The sequence below is a fragment of the Epibacterium sp. ABV4_022 genome (assembly GCF_056159345.1).
Map to the genome: position 1 here is coordinate 3696697 of NZ_JBSWVA010000001.1, position 17766 is coordinate 3714462.

The 17766-nt window shown below is 63.5% G+C and carries 18 protein-coding genes; 6 read left to right on the top strand and 12 right to left on the bottom strand.

The annotated features are described in order from the left end of the window. Positions 1 to 13: 13 nt before the first annotated feature. From ACXAF5_RS17420 to def (ACXAF5_RS17440), 5 genes are all read right to left on the bottom strand, one after another. The gene (locus ACXAF5_RS17420) at positions 14 to 250 is read right to left on the bottom strand and encodes a hypothetical protein (RefSeq protein WP_239322601.1); all 237 of its coding nucleotides are present in this window, start codon (positions 248 to 250) and stop codon (positions 14 to 16) included. Then, entirely contained in the window at positions 247 to 1173 is a 927-nt protein-coding gene (gene fmt / locus ACXAF5_RS17425; RefSeq protein WP_474947548.1) for a methionyl-tRNA formyltransferase, read from the bottom strand. The genes ACXAF5_RS17420 and fmt overlap by 4 nt, the downstream gene beginning before the upstream one ends. Before the next feature lie 168 nt (positions 1174 to 1341). After that, positions 1342 to 1839, bottom strand: a complete 498-nt coding sequence (gene def, locus ACXAF5_RS17430; protein WP_474947549.1) for a peptide deformylase — start codon at positions 1837 to 1839, stop codon at positions 1342 to 1344. A 14-nt stretch (positions 1840 to 1853) separates the two neighbouring features. Continuing rightward, positions 1854 to 2345: a peptide deformylase gene (def, locus tag ACXAF5_RS17435; RefSeq protein ID WP_474947550.1), complete on the bottom strand. Its 492-nt coding sequence runs from the start codon at positions 2343 to 2345 to the stop codon at positions 1854 to 1856. Next, positions 2342 to 2866: a peptide deformylase gene (def, locus tag ACXAF5_RS17440; RefSeq protein WP_474947551.1), complete on the bottom strand. Its 525-nt coding sequence runs from the start codon at positions 2864 to 2866 to the stop codon at positions 2342 to 2344. The genes def (ACXAF5_RS17435) and def (ACXAF5_RS17440) overlap by 4 nt, the downstream gene beginning before the upstream one ends. A 162-nt stretch (positions 2867 to 3028) precedes the next feature. Here def (ACXAF5_RS17440) and ACXAF5_RS17445 point away from each other — a divergent pair, with 162 nt between their 5' ends. After that, positions 3029 to 4201 (top strand): MalY/PatB family protein, encoded by a 1173-nt coding sequence (locus ACXAF5_RS17445; protein WP_474947552.1) that lies wholly within the window; start codon positions 3029 to 3031, stop codon positions 4199 to 4201. A gap of 535 nt (positions 4202 to 4736) precedes the next feature. Here the strand turns inward: ACXAF5_RS17445 and ACXAF5_RS17450 are convergent. Beyond that, a complete protein-coding gene (locus ACXAF5_RS17450; protein ID WP_239322595.1) occupies positions 4737 to 5102 on the bottom strand; it encodes a hypothetical protein in 366 nt (121 codons plus the stop codon). A gap of 264 nt (positions 5103 to 5366) precedes the next feature. Here ACXAF5_RS17450 and ACXAF5_RS17455 point away from each other — a divergent pair, with 264 nt between their 5' ends. The 4 genes from ACXAF5_RS17455 to ACXAF5_RS17470 all read left to right on the top strand — a co-directional run bounded on the left by ACXAF5_RS17455 (position 5367) and on the right by ACXAF5_RS17470 (position 9592). Then, positions 5367 to 6341, top strand: a complete 975-nt coding sequence (locus tag ACXAF5_RS17455; RefSeq protein ID WP_474947553.1) for a glutathione S-transferase family protein — start codon at positions 5367 to 5369, stop codon at positions 6339 to 6341. 104 nt (positions 6342 to 6445) lie between these two features. Further along, positions 6446 to 7444: a threonine-phosphate decarboxylase gene (locus ACXAF5_RS17460; protein WP_474947554.1), complete on the top strand. Its 999-nt coding sequence runs from the start codon at positions 6446 to 6448 to the stop codon at positions 7442 to 7444. Next, on the top strand, positions 7441 to 8352 hold the full coding sequence (cbiB, locus tag ACXAF5_RS17465) for an adenosylcobinamide-phosphate synthase CbiB (RefSeq protein WP_474947555.1): 912 nt from the start codon (positions 7441 to 7443) through the stop codon (positions 8350 to 8352). The genes ACXAF5_RS17460 and cbiB overlap by 4 nt, the downstream gene beginning before the upstream one ends. Before the next feature lie 43 nt (positions 8353 to 8395). Continuing rightward, complete coding sequence (locus tag ACXAF5_RS17470) at positions 8396 to 9592, top strand: lytic murein transglycosylase (RefSeq protein WP_474947556.1); 1197 nt, start codon at positions 8396 to 8398, stop codon at positions 9590 to 9592. Here ACXAF5_RS17470 and ACXAF5_RS17475 read toward each other — a convergent pair whose 3' ends face one another. Continuing rightward, positions 9593 to 13048, bottom strand: coding sequence for a chromosome segregation SMC family protein (locus ACXAF5_RS17475; protein ID WP_474947557.1), 3456 nt, complete (start codon positions 13046 to 13048; stop codon positions 9593 to 9595). It abuts the gene before it with no gap. 129 nt (positions 13049 to 13177) lie between these two features. Continuing rightward, positions 13178 to 14392, bottom strand: coding sequence for an aminotransferase-like domain-containing protein (locus ACXAF5_RS17480; RefSeq protein ID WP_474947558.1), 1215 nt, complete (start codon positions 14390 to 14392; stop codon positions 13178 to 13180). Between the two features lie 153 nt (positions 14393 to 14545). Here ACXAF5_RS17480 and ACXAF5_RS17485 point away from each other — a divergent pair, with 153 nt between their 5' ends. Then, a complete protein-coding gene (locus tag ACXAF5_RS17485; RefSeq protein ID WP_239322588.1) occupies positions 14546 to 15313 on the top strand; it encodes a FadR/GntR family transcriptional regulator in 768 nt (255 codons plus the stop codon). A gap of 6 nt (positions 15314 to 15319) precedes the next feature. On the opposite strand, the gene ACXAF5_RS17490 is transcribed toward ACXAF5_RS17485, so the two are convergent. The 4 genes from ACXAF5_RS17490 to ACXAF5_RS17505 form a co-directional block, all read right to left on the bottom strand. Then, positions 15320 to 16144 carry a phosphate ABC transporter ATP-binding protein gene (locus ACXAF5_RS17490; protein ID WP_474947559.1) on the bottom strand — a complete coding sequence of 275 codons (825 nt, stop codon included), beginning with the start codon at positions 16142 to 16144 and terminating at the stop codon, positions 15320 to 15322. A 160-nt stretch (positions 16145 to 16304) separates the two neighbouring features. Next, on the bottom strand, positions 16305 to 16862 hold the full coding sequence (locus tag ACXAF5_RS17495; protein WP_474947851.1) for a F0F1 ATP synthase subunit B: 558 nt from the start codon (positions 16860 to 16862) through the stop codon (positions 16305 to 16307). Positions 16863 to 16866: 4 nt separating this feature from the next. Then, the gene (locus ACXAF5_RS17500) at positions 16867 to 17412 is read right to left on the bottom strand and encodes a F0F1 ATP synthase subunit B' (protein WP_474947560.1); all 546 of its coding nucleotides are present in this window, start codon (positions 17410 to 17412) and stop codon (positions 16867 to 16869) included. A gap of 86 nt (positions 17413 to 17498) precedes the next feature. Continuing rightward, a complete protein-coding gene (locus ACXAF5_RS17505; RefSeq protein WP_005636439.1) occupies positions 17499 to 17723 on the bottom strand; it encodes a F0F1 ATP synthase subunit C in 225 nt (74 codons plus the stop codon). Between the last annotated feature and the right edge of the window lie 43 nt (positions 17724 to 17766).

Consider the following 17766-nt stretch of genomic DNA (forward strand, 5'->3'; position numbering starts at 1 on the left):
GCCCCGAATACAGTCAACGCCGCCAATGAAACGGCACGATGATCAGCGCCCCGACCGACGACAACACGGCATTCCAGCCCGGCGCGTGAAAGCCGATGCCGAACATCAGCCGCAGAAAGAAGAACAGGAATGCTCCGCCAACACAAATGATGATCGACTGGATGATCCCATTGTGGGTGAACCCGCTGCGTTCCGCCGCATAGCCAACGATCCCGGCGATCACCACTGTTCCAAACAGCGCCAGCATCATGCCTCTTCCTCCTTCGACGCCAACCGCGCCCCGATGGCAATCGGGAACCCGCGCAGGAAGGTCTCCCGGTCCTGCACCCCCTTCCCGGCCCGCTGGAGGCGCAGCAATTCCACCGCGCCATCGCCGCATGCCACGGTCAGGGTTTCATCCAGCACCGTGCCGGGGGCCCCGCTGCCCGGCGCGACCCGCGAGGCCAGCACCTTGATCCGCTGTCCGTCCACCTCGCACCACGCCCCGGGAAAGGGCGATAGCCCGCGGATCTTGCGATCCACCTCGATGGCCGGCGCCTGCCAGTCGATCCGCGCCTCGGCCTTGTCGATCTTGGTCGCATAGGTGACGCCCTGATCCGGCTGCGCCTCCGGCACCAGATCCGGCAGGGTCGAGAGCGCGTTGACGATCAATCCCGCCCCGATTTCGGACAGCCGGTCATGCAGCTCAGAGGTCAGCTCCGACGCGCCGATTTCCGTTTCCTGACGCAGCAGAACAGGCCCGGTGTCGAGACCCGCCTCCATCTGCATGATGCAAATGCCTGTGCGCGCATCGCCCGCCATGATGGCGCGATGAATGGGCGCGGCCCCGCGCCAGCGCGGCAGCAGGCTGGCGTGGATATTGAGACACCCGAACCGGGGCGCATCCAGAACGGGCTGCGGCAGGATCAGCCCATAGGCCACCACCACGGCCACATCCGCATCGAGCGCGGCAATTGCCGCCTGCTCTTGCGCTCCCCTCAGGGAAACCGGATGGCGCACCTCCAGACCCAGCTCGATGGCACGCGCATGCACCGGTGTCGGACGGTCCTTCTTGCCGCGGCCGGCCGGGCGCGGGGGTTGGCAATAGACAGCAGCGATCTCGTGACCGGCATCGACCAGCGCCTCCAGCACCGGCACCGAAAACTCCGGTGTTCCCATAAAGATAACCCGCATGACCCTGCCCTTTCGCCCCGTTTGTTCACTACTGGCAACAGGCTTAGCGCAGGTGATCAAGCGGTACCAGAGAGGACGCGCATGCGCGCGCCAGTCTCAGCCTGCCCCTGCCGGGCAGGCCGGGTCGCTGAACGAAACCCTCTGACACGAACGCGGACCCGAGGCGGTTCAACGCGCCAGTTTGCGGGCCTTCTTGATCAGCATGTCGCGCTTCATCCGGGACAGGTGGTCAAAATACATCTTGCCGTTCAGGTGATCGATCTGATGCTGCACCGACGTGGCCTCGATCCCGACAAAATCGCGACGGTCCACCACCCCGTTTTCATTGAGAAACCGCACGGTGACCGCACGCGGGCGCGTGATCCGGGCTGACACGCCAGGCAGGTTGGGGCTGGCTTCGTCATGCTCGCGCAGCTCGATCGACGCGTGCAATATCTCAGGATTGGCCAGTCGCACCACGCGTCCCCGCTCGGAGGAGCCATCCACCACCGCCAGCCGCAACATCACCCCGATCTGGGGCGCGGCGAGCCCGACCCCGGGCATCGCCTCCATCGTGTCGATCATGTCGTCCCAGATGGCGCGGATCGCATCGGTGATCTCCGACACCTCTTCTGCGGCAGTGCGCAAGCGCTTGTCGGGCCAGGGCAGGCAGGGGCGAATGGTCATGGCAAAGCCTCCTTTTACGCGCAATAGCGAGCTTCGGCGGCGTCACGGTCCGCAGCCGATAAATGGTCAAAGGTCACGCGACCGTCGAGGTGATCGTATTCGTGCTGGATGCAGCGCGCCGCAAATCCGTCGAAACTGCCTTCCAAGCTCTCGCCCTCGGCGTTCTGCCAGCGGACACGGATCTGCACGGGGCGGATCACCTCCGTCAGGACACCGGGGATCGAGAGACACCCTTCCTCTCCCGGCGCGACGTCCTGCGAACGCCAGAGGATTTCCGGGTTCACCATCACAACCGGGGTGCGCGCGCCCGTCTTCCAGTCCACGTCCATCACAAAAAGGCGCTTCAGGACGCCTACCTGCGGTGCGGCAAGGCCGCGTCCCGGCGCGTCATACATCGTCTCCAGCATGTCCGCGATCAATGTGGCGAGGTCCTCATCCGCCTGAACCGGGGCGCAGACTGTCGCCAGGCGCGGATCGGGCCACCGGACGATGGGCAGCAGGCTCATCCGTTGCCACGAGCGCGTTCGCGCTTCAGCTTCTGCATCTTGCGCGTGATCATCTGACGCTTCAGCGGCTTCAGATAGTCAATGAACAGCTTACCATCGAGGTGATCGATCTCGTGCTGCACGCAGGTGGCCCAGAGACCATCGAAGGTCTCGCTGCGGAGGTTGCCGTCGCGGTCGAGCCATTCCACATCCACCACCCGGGGCCGAGTGACTTCGGCGTATTGCTCGGGGATCGAGAGGCAGCCTTCCTCGTAGACATTGGTGTCCTCCGAGGCGGCAATGACGCGCGGGTTGAACATCACAAGCGGGCGCGCATCGCCCTCGCCTTCCTTGACGCAATCCAGGACGATCAGGCGATCCAGCACACCGATCTGCGGCGCGGCAAGACCGATTCCCGGCGCGGCATACATGGTTTCCAGCATGTCGTCCGCCAATTGGCGCAGATCGTCAGAGAGATCGGGCACTTCGGCGGCGGTCTTTTTCAGACGCGGGTCGGGATGGATCAGGATCGGGCGTTTCATGGCCCATCGCTTTAGGACAATCCCCGCAGCGCCGCAACGGCTCATGTCCGTTCCTGCGGTCGGCGGGGCCCTGCCCTGTGTTTGTACCAGCACATTGGAGGGGCTTTGCAGCGCTCGCGTGATCCCCTAGCCTCCCGCCAAACATGACGGAGACAGAGTTTCATGGATTTCGACAAGATCATTGACCGCCGCAACACCCATTCCATCAAATGGGACATGATGGAGCCCCTCTATGGCGTGTCCCCCGAGGACGGTCTGGCGATGTGGGTAGCGGATACCGATTTTGCGGTACCGGATGTGGTGTCGGCGCGGATGCGGGCGATGGCCGATCACGGCATCTATGGCTACGTGAACTGCGAATCCGAGTACAAGGGGGCGATTCAGTGGTGGATGGAGAACCGCCACGGCTGGCGCGTCGATGCCGATGCGATCTTTACCACCACCGGGCTGGTGAACGGTGTCGGCATGTGTCTGGACACCTTCACCAATGAAGGCGACGGCATCGTGCTGTTCACCCCGGTCTACCACGCCTTTGCCAAGGTGATCCGCCTTGCCGGGCGTGAAGTGGTGGAATGCCAGATGGTGCAGGAAGACGGCGCCTACAAGATGGATTTCGCCGCCTATGACGCGCAGATGACCGGCAAGGAAAAAATGGTGATCCTGTGTTCCCCACATAACCCAGGCGGTCGCGTCTGGACGCAGGAGGAATTGCAGGGTGTTGCCGACTTCTGCAAGCGCCACGACCTGATGCTGATCTCCGACGAAATCCACCACGACCTGGTGTTTGAGGGCCATACCCACATCCCGATGGCAGTGGCCGCCCCCGACATTGCAGATCGGCTGATCATGCTGACTGCGCCGTCGAAGACATTCAACTTTGCCGGCCTGCACACCGGCCAGGTGATCATCCAGGACGAGACCCTGCGCGAGCGTTTCCGTCGGCGCATGCTGGCAATCTACCTGCAAGGCAACACCGCTGGCGAGTTTGCGACCCTGGCCGCCTACTCGCCCGAGGGGGCGTCCTATGTCGCGGAGCTGGTGCCCTATCTCGCCGCCAACAAGGCCCTGTTTGACGAGGCGGTGAATGCGATCCCCGGCCTGAGTTCTATGGAGCTGCAATCCACCTATCTGGCCTGGGTCGACTTCTCCGGCACCGGTATGGAGCGGGAGGAATTCACGCGCCGGGTGGAACAGGTGGCCAAAATTGCCGTCAACCACGGAACCACATTCGGCACCGGCGGCGAGAGTTTCCTGCGCTTCAACCTCGGCACCCAGCGTGTTCGGGTGGAAGAAGCGTGCGAGCGACTGGCAAAGGCCTTTGCCGATTTGCAGTGACGCTGACCGGACGGGTGACTATCAGGAGAAACGGTTCCACGGCAGTCACCCGTTTTGGATGAATGCTGCGGCGGGGTGGCGGTTCGACGGCGCTTATGCCTTTGGGGCGATCACCCTAAAGACTGGCCAGGGTCGCCGACACTGTGTCGACGCAGCGGCGATCGGCGACCAAGGCCCTCGACGGGATTGCCGATCTTCAGTTACGGGCCCGTGGCAAAACACACAGCCTCCGGCGAAGTCTTATCTCTGTCGGAGGCTACTTGCGGAGGCTACTTGTTTCGATCCCTGAAAACGGACCGCCACGTTTTGCGCACTCCTAAGCCAGATGCATTCGTTAACGGTACTATTGAGGTGTTTCGCTTCGGGCTTTGCCCGAAGCGACCCGCGCGCTGCACGCCCGTACCGGGCGCGCAGCGCGCGGGGCCCAACTATTGATGTCAGGTCCTGAAAGGACGTGGCGCCAATGGGCGGGAGCCTCCCCCCCCTTGCATCCCACTCCCCCCCTTGCATCCCACTCCCCCGGTGCGCTGAGGCGTCAGCTGTCTCCCAGGTGGTCGTGTCCCAACAATCCAACTGGCGCATCGGGTGCACGATAGAAGTCCAGCGGCGCCGTTTCCGCAGCGGCGGTTGCGCGCTTGAACTCATAGCGCATCTCGCCCGCCTCCGCTTCGGACGCGACAATCAGGCACTGGGACAGGTGACGAGTGCCATCGTAGAGATCCACAAGGCCGCGCAATTGCGGAACGGTCTCCTCTTCCACCGAAAACCCGCTCTCCCATTGACGCAGCACCGGATAGATCTCTTCGCCGGCGTGCACGCGAAGACGATTCTTCTTCTTCATGCCCTGGAGGCGCGCCTTGTCCAGCGCATCCTGCACGGATTTAGGTACATATGTGGTCATGGTCTCAACCTCCGGCTCACGAGGACCGATCTACAGGGTGACGTCAAATTGGCTAAAATCAAGTGAATACACCGCATGTTCCGTTGAGCCGATGTGAGTGTTGTGGTCATGCCGCGCCCTGGCTTTGAACCTCCGCCCCCACGGGCTCTGCCCATCCCCTCCGCACCTGTGCGGCTGCGCAGGGACGCTGCGCAACGACACAGGTGGTCGAGCTTCGCCCGCGCCCCTATCCTTTTCAGCAACCGAGGAAAGAAAGGGCTGATCATGGGACTGCTGGTCGACGGCACGTGGCACGATGTCTGGTATGACACCAAATCGCATGGAGGCGCGTTCAAGCGCTCCGAATCGCAATTTCGCAACTGGCTCAGCGCGGACGGGAGCCCCGGCCCGGCGGGTCAGACCGGGTTCAAGGCAGAGAGCGGGCGGTTTCACCTCTATGTCTCCTACGCCTGTCCCTGGGCACACCGCACGCTGATCTTTCGCAAGCTGAAAGAGTTGGAGGATCACATATCGGTATCTGTCGTCCATCCCGATATGCTCGACAAAGGCTGGGAGTTCAAAACCGACGACGCGGGCGCGACCGGCGATACGCTTTTCGGGTTTGACTACATGCACCAGATCTACACCAAGGCGGATCCGGAGTACTCTGGTCGGGTGACGGTGCCCGTGCTGTGGGACAAGCAGGAAAACACCATCGTCTCGAACGAGAGCGCGGAGATCATCCGCATGTTCAACTCCGCCTTCGACGACATCACCGGCAATACCCGCGATTTCTGGCCGGAAGCGCTGCGTGAGCCGATCGAGGCGGTGAACGCGCGGGTCTATGACACCGTCAACAACGGCGTCTACAAGGCCGGGTTCGCCACCTCGCAAGAGGCCTATGACGCAGCTGTAGGACCGCTGTTTGACAGCCTCGACTGGCTGGAGGACATCCTGAGCCAGCACCGCTATCTGATGGGCGATACGCTGACCGAAGCCGACTGGCGCCTGTTCACCACGCTGGTGCGGTTCGACCCGGTCTACCACCTGCATTTCAAATGCAACCGGCGCCGGATCATCGACTACCCCAACCTCTGGGCCTATACCCGGGAGCTTTACCAGATGCCGGGCGTGGCAGAGACCGTGGTGATGCCGCATATCGTGCGCCACTATCATTACAGCCACGACACCATCAATCCGCACCGGATCCTGCCGATCAACCCGGTGCTGGACTGGGATGCCCCGCACGGACGCGGCTAACAGCGGGGGCGAACAAGGCGCGGCGGAGGATCCCGCCGCGCTTGCTTTATGCAGGCGTCAGAGGCATATCGTCCCGAGACCCTGTGAATAGAGACCGCTCCGCCATGTCAGACAGCCCCCCCAGCGCCGAAGACAGCGCCCCGGCGACCGCCCTGCCGGAACAGGCTTCGGTGCGAGACCACGGCGGCAACCTGGCCGCCGCGATCGCGCGCTTCGGCGGGCAACGCGCAGACTGGATCGACCTCTCCACCGGCATCAACCCGTCGCCCTATCCGCTCCCGCCGCTGCTGGCGGAGGACTGGACCGCCCTGCCCGACGCCGATGCTCAACAGGCGCTGATTGCCGCAGCCCGCCGCTTCTGGCAGGTCCCAGACGAGGCGGATATTCTTGCAGCGCCGGGGGCCTCCGCCCTGATCGCGCGGCTGCCCGCACTCCGCCCGGCCCGCACCGTCAGCATCAGCACGCCGACCTACAATGAACACGCTGCCGCTTTTGACCAGAACGGCTGGCAGATCCTCGACACCGGCCCGGCCGAGGCACAGGTGGTGGTTCATCCCAACAACCCGGATGGCCGTCTCTGGATGCCCGAAGAGGTCAACGCGCCCTTCTGCATCATCGACGAAAGCTTTTGTGACATCTGCCCGGATCAGAGCCTGATCGCCCGCGCCACCATCCCCGGCACGGTGATCCTGAAGAGCTTTGGCAAGTTCTGGGGACTGGCTGGCCTGCGGCTGGGATTTGCCATTGGTGATCCGGAACTGATCGCAGGTCTGCGCGCCACCATGGGGCCATGGGCGGTCTCCGGCCCGGCCCTGCGCATTGCCACACATGCCTTGAACGATCCGGACTGGGCCACCACCACCCGGCTGGAGCTGGCCGATGCCGCCGCGCGGCTGGACCAGCTGATGCAACAGGCCGGGGCGCAGACCGTTGGCGGCACCGACCTGTTCCGGCTTTATGACGTGGGGGATGCGCAGGCCTGGCAGGACCGCCTCGCCCGCGCCCGGATCTGGAGCCGCATCTTTCCCTATTCCACCCGCTTCCTGCGCCTTGGCCTGCCGCCGATGTCCCGCTGGAGCCAACTGGAGACCGCCCTGACATGAGCACCGCCGCGCTGCTGATCCCTGCCCTGCTTATCGACGCCGCCCTGGGAGAGCCGAAATGGCTGTGGTCCCGCATTCCGCATCCGGCTGTGCTGATGGGGCGGCTTGTGCAGGCGCTGGATGATGGGTTCAACGATGGCGAAGGCAAGCGTGGCAAGGGTGTCATGGCCGTGTGCGTGCTGGTCCTGACCGGGCTGCTCCTTGGCTGGATACTGTCCTGGCTCGGTGCGGTGGCCAGCGTCCTGATCGCTGCCGTCCTGATCGCGCAGCGGTCGCTGACCGATCACGTCAGTGCGGTGGCCGCCGGCCTCCGGGACGGCCTGACCGACGGGCGCACGGCGGTTGCACAGATCGTCAGCCGCGATACGGCCAGCATGACGGGGCCGCAGGTGGCACGCGCCGCCATCGAAAGCGGTGCGGAGAACTTCTCCGACGGGGTTGTCGCGCCGGCCTTCTGGTTCCTGGTCGCCGGCCTGCCGGGGCTGCTGATCTATAAACTGGTCAACACCGCCGACAGCATGATCGGCTATCGCACCGAAGCCTACGAGGAATTCGGATGGGCGGCTGCGCGGCTGGACGATGTGCTGAACATCATCCCGGCCCGGCTGAGCGCCCTGTTGCTGGCCATCGTCACCCGCCGGACAGGAGACTGGGGCATGATCAGCACCGATGCGCGCAAGCACCGCTCGCCCAACGCGGGCTGGCCCGAGGCGGCGATGGCGCGCGCGCTTGGCGTGGCACTGGCGGGGCCGCGATCCTATGATGGCGCGGTGCGCGACTTTGCCTGGGTCAATGAAACCGGCTCCAAAAGCGCCGGCGCTCATGACATCACACGCTGCTGCGAAATTCTTTGGAAATCCTGGGGGCTGACACTTGTTCTAGTGGTTGCATTGGGGCTGCTATTCTAGATACCGTTAGCGCGAAACCGATCCGACCAAAGGACATATGGCCATGCGCGTGCTGCCGAGCCCCAAAGCGGTCCTGCACCGCACCGCCCTGATCGCTCTGCTGAGCGTCCCGAGCCTTGTCGCGGCCCAATGCGGGGGCGGTTTCCAGAATTTCGTGCGCGGCCTCAAGGATGAGGCGGTCTCTGCCGGCTACGCGATCAATCTTGTCAACGACTTCTTCAAGGGCGTATCACAGGATCAGAGCGTGCTGCGCGCGGACCGCTCCCAGGGCGTCTTCCAGAAACCCTTCATTGAATTCTCGCGCCGGTTGATCTCTCAGGACCGGCTGATCCGCGGGCGTCGCAAGGGCGAGGAATTCGACAAGATCTTCGAACGCATCGAGACGACCTATGGCATCGACCGCGGCGTGCTCCTGGCCTTCTGGGCCTTCGAAACCGATTACGGTGCCGTGCAGGGGAATTTCAACACGCGCGACGCGCTGGTGACCCTCGCCCATGACTGCCGCCGCCCGGATCTGTTCCGCCCGCAGATTTTCTCGGCTCTGGAGCTGTATCGCAAAGGCGACTTTGATCCCGCGCGCACCACCGGTGCCTGGGCGGGCGAAATCGGCATGGTGCAGATGCTTCCCAGCGATATCCTCGAACACGGTGTGGATGCGGACGGGGACGGGCATGTCACGCTCAAGACCTCTGCCGCCGATGCGCTGATGTCGGCCGCGCGGATGCTGTCTCACCTGGGCTGGCGCGCGAATGAGCCCTGGCTGCAAGAGGTCACCATCCCCGCCGACATGGATGTCTCCGCCTCCGGACCTGCGCATAAGAAAACCGTCTCCGAGTGGGATGCGATGGGCGTTGTGCCGCGGTCCGGTGGGTTTGCGATGAAAGAGGCCAAAGCCTCCTTGTTGCTGCCGCAAGGCCACAAGGGGCCGGCCTTTCTCGCCTATCCGAATTTCGACATCTATTTCGAGTGGAACCAGAGCTTTACCTATGTTCTGACCGCCGCCTATTTCGCCACACGGCTGGAAGGCGCGCAGGTCTATAATGCCGGAGATTCCGAGCAGGGCCTATCAGGCGACCAGATGAAGGAACTCCAGCGCCGCCTGCAAGCGCGCGGGCATGATGTGGGGGATGTGGACGGTATTCTGGGCGCCAATACCCGGCTCGCCGTACAAAGGGAACAACAGCGCCTGGGCCTGCCGGCGGATGCCTGGCCCACACCGGATCTGCTGAACGCGCTTTAATCAGGCCACCAGTGCCTCTGCCTTTTTCAGATCGACGGACACCAGCTGGCTGACGCCTTTTTCCTGCATCGTCACGCCAAACAGGCGGTCCATGCGTGCCATGGTGACGGCGTGGTGGGTGATGATGAGGAACCGGGTGTCGGTCTGGCGGCACATCTCATCGAGCAGATCGCAGAAGCGGGTGACGTTGGCATCGTCCAGCGGTGCGTCAACCTCGTCGAGCACGCAGATCGGCGCCGGATTCGACAGGAACACCGCAAAGATCAGCGCCATCGCGGTCAGGGTCTGTTCCCCCCCCGACAACAGCGACAGGGTCGACAGTTTCTTGCCCGGCGGCTGGCACATGATTTCCAGACCGGCGTCCAGCGGATCGTCGCTTTCGACCATCAGCAGGTTCGCCTCGCCGCCGCCGAACAGATGCGTGAACAGCATCGCAAAGGAGCTGTTGACCTGTTCAAAGGCGGTCAGCAGGCGCTCCCGCCCTTCTCGGTTGAGCGAGGCAATGCCCGCGCGCAGGGTCTTTACCGCCTCTTCCAGATCGAGCTTTTCCGCCACCAGCGTATCATGCTCTTCCTGCACCTCGCGGGCGTCCTCTTCGGCCCGCAGGTTCACCGCGCCAAGCGCATCGCGTTGACGCTTGTGGCGCGCCACCTCGATTTCCAGCTCTTCGGCGTTGGGCATGTCTTCGGGGGCGACCTGTAGCTGCTCCAGCAGCTCCGCAGGCTCCATCTGCATGACCTCGTCGATGCGCTCGGCGGTGGCCTCGACGGTTTCGCGGGCGGCCTCAGTGCGGGCTTCGGATCGGGCCCGCGCCTCCCGCGCCTCAGACGCCAGGCGTTCGCATTCGCGCTCATTGTGGACCGCTTCGCGCAGCACCGCTTCGGCGGCGACCAGCGCATCCGATGCCTCTGCCTTGCGCGCCTCCGCATCGGTGATCTGTTCGTTCAGCTCCTCGCGGGTCTCGGCGATCTCGCCGGGCACCGCCATCGCGTCCTCAAGCTCCTCCTGACTGGCCTCGCGGCGCTCTTCCAGCTCGGCAATCCGCTTGCCCGCGGAGTCCAGACGGTGCCGCCAGCCGGAGATTTCCTTGGTCACGGTCTGCGCGCGTTTGGTCCGTGCCTCCCCCTCACGGCGCAATTCGTCCAGCGCCGAGCGATGGGTGAGCATGGTGATCCGCGCGGCTTCGACGCCGTGTTTGATCTCTTCGACCTTGGCGCGCGCCTCGGACAGATCCCCAAGGGCCGCCTGCGCGGCCTCGGCCTCCTTCAACTGCAGGGAGGCCGTCAGCGCATCCTCTTCGTGGCGGGCCACCGCGATGCCAAAGTTTTCCAGCTTGCCTTCGGCGAGGTTCTTTTCCGCCTCGGCGCGGCTGAGGGCGCGGGCGGCATCGGCGACACGCTGATCGGCAACGCGGCGGGCCTGACGGGCGGCCTGGTCGGCGCGCGTGACCTCTTCGAGCTTGCGCACCAGCGCCTCATGCGCGGCCTGCGCGCCCTCGGTGCGGGCGGTGGCATGGGCCAGATCCTGCTTCAGCGCCTCCAGCCGGTTCATCTGCTCCAGCCGCAGCGCCGCCGCCGACGGCGCATCCTCGGCCCAGGAGCGGAACCCGTCCCAGCGCCAGAGATCGCCCTCCAGCGTCACCAGTCGCTGCCCGGGCTGCAACAACGGCTGCAAACGCGCCGCCTCGTCCGGGTCAACGACACCGATCTGGGCAATCCGGCGCCACAGCGCATCGGGGCCGTCCACATATTTGCCCAAGGGCTCCACCCCATCCGGCAGGGGGGCATCCCGCTCATAGGACGGCAGGGTCAGCCAGCCAGTCGGCCCGTCGCTGTTCGCCAACGGTGCGCGCAAGTCATCGGCCAACGCAGCCCCGAGGGCCTTTTCATAGCCCGGCGTCACCCGCAGATCATCCATGACCTGGCCGCCCTCGGCGGTGTCACGCTCGACCAGCTTTGCAAGCGCCGTGACCTCGGCCCGCAGGGCGCCCAACTCGCCTTCGGCCTCAGAGCGTTTGGCGCGCGCTTCGGTTTCCTGCGCCTGGGTCTCGGTACGCAGCTCATCAGCTTCGGCCAGCGCGTCTTCTGCCATTTCCGCGGCTTCGCGGGCCTCTTCCTCAGCCTCGACGGCGGCCTCATAGCTGGCTTCGGAGGCCGTCAGGGCCTCGCGCGCCGCCTCCTGCGCAGCACGTGATTTCGCGCCCTCGCCTTCGGCCCGCTCCAGCGCGCGGCGGCAATCCTCGACCAGACGTTGCGCAGACTGATGGCGGGCGGCGAGACGTGCGACATCTTCCGTCACCTGCGAAAGATGCTCTTCGCCGCTGTGCAGAATCGACGTGGATTCCTGAGCCACCTCGGCGGCCTCCGTCATACGCTCGTCGTGTCCTTCCCCCGCCTTGGCCAGTTCGCGCTTTTCCCATTCCAGACGCTCGATCGTTTCACCGGCGTCCTTGTTCAGCCCCGCTTCGCGCTCGATGTCGTTGCCAAGCTGCTGGATGCGGCTGTTCAGACGCTCGATATTCTGTCGGGCCTGCGCCTCCTGGTCCGACAGCGCATCACGCTGCACCACCAGCCGCTGCAACACGGCGGCGGCGATGGCGTCTTCTTCGCGCAGCGGGGGCAGACCTTCTTCGGCGCTGGCCCGTTTCTCGGCAGCGACGCGGGCCAGCGCCTCCGCCTTGGCGACCTGGGTGACGCGGGTGCGCAGCTCGTCCTCTGCCGCAAGCCGCGCATCGTCGGCCTCGCGCCAGCGGCGATAAAGCAGCATACCCTCGGCCAGCCGCAGCTTCTCGCCAATCTCGCGATAGCGCTGCGCCTGTTTGGCCTGGCGTCCGAGCTGTCCCAGCTGCGTCGCCAGCTGCTCGATCACGTCATCGACACGCAGCAGGTTCTGTTCGGTGTTCTTCAGCTTCAGCTCTGCCTCGTGCCGGCGCTGATACAGGCCCGAGATCCCGGCTGCCTCTTCGAGTACCCGCCGGCGCGCCTTTGGCTTGGCGTTGATCAGCTCGGAAATCTGCCCCTGCCGCACCAGCGCGGGCGAATGCGCCCCGGTGGAGGCATCGGCAAAGAGCATCTGCACGTCCTTGGCCCGCACATCCTTGGCGTTCGCCTTGTAGGCGGAGCCGACGTCGCGCGTGATCCGGCGCACAATATCGAGCTGGTCCGCGTCATTGAAACCCGACGGCGCCAGCCGCTCCGAATTGTCGATCTGCAGGCTGACCTCTGCAAAGTTGCGCGCCGACCGCGAGGCCGTACCTGCAAAGATCACGTCCTCCATGCCACCACCGCGCATGGCTTTGGCGCGCGTCTCCCCCATCACCCAGCGCAACGCCTCCAGCAGGTTCGACTTGCCACAGCCATTCGGCCCCACAACGCCTGTCAGACCATCGGCGATGATCAGGTCGGTGGGATCGACAAAGCTCTTGAAGCCGTTGAGCCTGAGTTTCGAAAAGCGCAAGATCGCCCTTTCTGGTGATTCCGTTGCCGGAAATCACATCAGGCTTGCAGGCCGAGTGTCAACGGCGCGTGACGCAAAATCGGCACTTTGAAGCAGGTGACCCCACCATATCTTGTGGATAACCAGGTTTTACAGCACCGAGCGCAACACTCGGCCCAGACGCGCCATGCCCTCCGTGATCGTAGTCTCATTGCTATTGGAGAAACTCAGGCGCAAGCAATTCTGGCCCGATCCATCCGCAAAGAACGCCTGTCCGGGCACAAACGCAAGCTTCTCCTGTTCCAGCGCCTGCTCCAACAGGCGCGCTGCGTCCACGTCGGCCGGCAGGGTCACCCAGATGAACATACCCCCCTCGGGCCGGGTCCAGGTCACGCCTGCGGGCATATGCTCCGCGAGCGCCGCCAGCATGGCGTCGCGACGGCGCACATAGACCGCGCGCAGGTTGGCAACATGGGGCTCGAAATGCTGCTGGGCGACCTGATGCGTTGCGATCTGGTTGATGGTGGCCGAATGCAGGTCGGCGGCCTGTTTCATCAGCACCAACTGCTGGATCACCGGCGTCGCCGCAACAACCCAACCGACCCGCAGCCCGGGTGACAGGGTCTTGGAAAAGGTGCCGCAATAGATGGTGCGGCATGCCTCGAGGTCGCCACCGTTCTGCGCCAGTTCGAGCGCCAGGATCGGCGGGATCTCATCACCGTCATAGCGCAGCGCCTGATATGCGGCATCCTCGATCAGAGCGGCGTCCAGCGATGTGGCCATGTCCAGCGCGGCAAGCCGCTCTGCCCGGGTCATTGTGACGCCCGTGGGATTTGCAAAATCGGGACTGACATAGGCAAACTTCACCCGGCCGCCTGCGGCTTCGGCCGCTGCGGCATATGCGGCAGGGGATTGATTCTCGCCCGCGCGCAGGGGGCTGTAGCGCGGCTCATAGGCGTTGAAGGCTGCCAACGCCCCGAGGTAGGTGGGCCACCCCACAAGCGCCGTGTCGCCGGGATCGAGGAACAATTTGCCAAGGTAGTCCAGCGCCTGCTGCGAACCGGAAGTGATGAGGACATTCTCGGGCGTGCAGGGAATCCCGCGCCCGGCCATATGCGCTGCAATCCACTGCCGCAGGGGCAGATACCCCTCTGACACGGAATACTGAAGAGACTGGGCCTGATGCCCTGGCGAAAGCGCGTCTTGAAACGCGCCGGCGAAGGCCTCGGCAGGAAACAGCGCCGGATCCGGGATCCCTCCGGCGAAGGAAAGCATCCCCGGTTGATCCAACAGCTTGAGCAGCTCGCGAATTTCCGAAGCTTTCATGCGGTTCATTCGTTTCGCAAATTGCGCGGTTTTGCTCATTTGGGTTACTTCCTTTCAATTCTTTGGTTGCACCTGATCGAACAGATCAAAACAAGTCAATACTGCTGACCTATTATTTCAACCATCGTGATCTTGCAGGCGGTCTCGGTTGGTGGTCATATGATTTGACCAATCGCTGCCCTTCGAGACCCCATGCCCTTTCAGAAAGTTCAACCCGAAAAGCTCTCTGCCGCGGTCGTGCGCCAGATCGAGAAACTGATCCTGCGGGGCATCCTGTGCCCGGGGGAGCGTTTGCCGTCTGAACGGGAACTGGCGGAGCGACTGGGCGTGTCGCGCCCCTCGCTGCGCGATGCATTGGCAGAGCTTCAGGACCGCGGCCTATTGGCCAGCCGCGCGGGGTCCGGCGTATATGTGGCCGATGTGCTGGGATCGGCGTTTTCGCCGGCGCTGATACAGCTTTTTGCCAGCGATGATGAGGCGGTGTTTGACTACCTGTCGTTTCGTCGGGACCTGGAAGGCATGGCCGCAGAACGGGCGGCGCGGTTTGGCTCCGACGCCGATCTCGGCGTGATCCAGGAGATCTTCGACAAGATGGAGCTTGCGGGGGACCCGAGCATCTCCGAGGCTGCGGCGGAACTCGATGCGCAATTCCATTCCGCGATCCTCGAAGCGAGCCATAACGTGGTGCTCTTGCACATGATGCGCTCGATGTTCGACATGTTGCGAAAAGGGGTGTTCTACAACCGGCGGATCATGTTCGGTCAGCACACCACCTATGAGGCCCTGCTGGAACAGCACAGGGCCATCAACGCGGCCCTGCAAAGCCGCGATGCCACCGCAGCCAAAGCCGCGGTCGAGGCGCATCTGGATTATGTCAAACAGGCGCTGGAGGAACAGATCCGCGCGGATCGCAATGCGGAAATCGCAGCGCAGCGACTGGAGCACGAACGCAACCGCTAGGGGCGCTTACATCGCGGTGCTGTTGATGAAATCACGGGTCTGCTGCTGCAACGCGGCCGTAAACATCATCTCTGCGGTGTCGATCTCCACCAGCTGTCCCTCGTCGAGAAACGCCACCCGGTCCGCAACCTGTGCCGTTTCGGTGAGCGAGGCGGTCACGATCACGAGGGTGTAGTCCCGCTTCAGATCCATCACCAGACGGTTCAGCATCTCCAGCTCCATCCGGTCGATCGACCCGGTCGGACGGTCCAGAAGCAGCACCTGCGGCTGGATGGCGATGCTCCGGGCGAGACAGAGCTGGCGCTGTTGATGAATGGGCAGATCAGTGCCCCGCAGACTGTGCAGATGATCCTTGACCTGATCCCACAACAAGCAGCGGCGCAGGGCGCCTTCGACGACCTCGGCGATGGCAGGCGTGGTGGTGGCAACCCGGTTCAACCGCACCCCATAGGCGATGTTGTCCCAGATCGAGACCGGAAACGGATTTGCCTCCTGGGGCATATAGGCCAAACGCCGGCGCAATGTCGGCAGATCACACGACCGCCGATGAATATCCTCACCCTCGAACAGAATGCGTCCTGTGGTGACGATGCCGCGATCCTCGTCAAGCAGGCGACACATCGCCCGCAGGAGCGCCGTCTTGCCCGCTCCGGCGCGACCGATGAGGCCAAGAACCTCTGCGCGCATCAGATCGAAAGTCAGGTCGCGCAGAACCGGCTTGCCACCAACAGCTGCGCCAAATCCGCAGAAAGACACCAGGGCACCGTCATCGCGATCACCATTCCCGGATGGCCGTGTCTGCTTCAGATGCAGGGGGCGAGAGTGGAACATGGGCAAGCCTTGACGTCTGTGTCTTCCATTTACCTGATGTCACACAAGAAGGTTAACCGGTCATCGCGAAAATCACGGTTTCATAAAAACTTCACACAGCACGAACGCAAAAGGCCCCGGAGCATCCCCGGGGCCTGTTGCTTGTCACATGTAGAGCTGCTTAGTGCAGTTTCGCGTCCACGTCCTGGATCGCTGCATCGATCAGCTTGTTTGCGTCAGCGGCGGTCATCTGCTTCGAAATCACCTGATCGGCAACTTCGACGGCGATGACGATCGCACGGTCCCGCACTTCTTTGACGGCCGAAGCTTCCGCAGATGCGATCTGCTCTTCCGCAGCGGCCAGGCGGCGCGCGATGGACGTCGCAAGGTCAGTCTTGGCCTGTTCCGCAGCGGCAGCGGCCTCGTCACGGGCGTTGGCGACGATGCGCTCCGCCTGTGCCTGGACGTCCTGCTGCTTGCGCTCGTAGGAGGCCAGAAGGGTCTGGGCCTCTTCGCGCAGCGCGCGGGCTTCTTCCAGTTCCGACTTGATGCTGTCCGCGCGATTGTCGAGCTGTTTGCCGATCAAAGACGGCACTTTGGCAGCGAGCAGGATGCCAATGAACAGCAGGAATGCGAGAACAACAACAAAATCGGTGTTGCCGAGGTTCCAGCCACCGCCAGCAGCGAAGGCAGGAGATGCGGTTGCGAGGGTCAGAGCAATTGCAAGAGTTGCACGCATGGTCTTAGCCCTCCGTCCGTTTGGCGACAGCAGCCGCCACAGCATCAGCGTCGTCCTTGCCACCCAGAGCCGCAACCAGAGCGGATGCGGTATCGGTCGCAACAACTTTGACACTTTCCAGCGCGGTGGCGCGGATTTCGGCAATGGCTTTCTCGGATTCCGCTGCTTTCGCAGAGATTTCCTCATCCGCCTTTGCGATTGCCTCGTCGACCTCGGCCTGAATTTCGGCACGGGTCTCGGCGGCGATGCGCTGCGCTTCCGCGCGGGCGTCGGCCAGAGCCTTGTTATAAGCGTTCTCGGCCTCGACAGCTTTGGCCTTGAGGTCTTCAGCCGCGGCGAGGTCGTTGGTGATGGTGCCCTGACGCTCGTTCAGAATGGCTGCAATACGGGGCAGCGCGACGCGCGACAGGATCAGATAGATCACGACAAGCGTGACCAGAAGCCAGAAGATCTGGTTTCCGTAGGTCGAGAAGTCCAGCTGCGGCATGCCGGAAGACCCGTGCGCCGCTTCGGCAGCTCCATGACCTGCGTCATGCGTATTAGATGCCATGTCGTCCTCCTATGGAACTTGCCGTTACACCGGGCGGGGCGCGGTTGGCACTCCGCCCGGCCGTAAGGAAAAAGTGTTCCGGAGTCTTAGACGGCGAACATCAGGAGCAGAGCAACCAGGAACGAGAAGATGCCCAGAGCTTCTGCAAATGCGATGCCGATGAAGAGGGTTGCGGTCTGGGAAGCAGCCGCGGAGGGGTTGCGCAGAGCGCCCGCCAGGAAGTTAGCAGCAACGTTGCCAACACCCAGAGCAGCAATACCAGTACCCATGCCAGCCAGGCCAGCGCCGATGTATGCGAGATCGCCTTCCATTTGATATCTCCTTACGATTGGAAGTTGAGGTAGTATTTCAGAC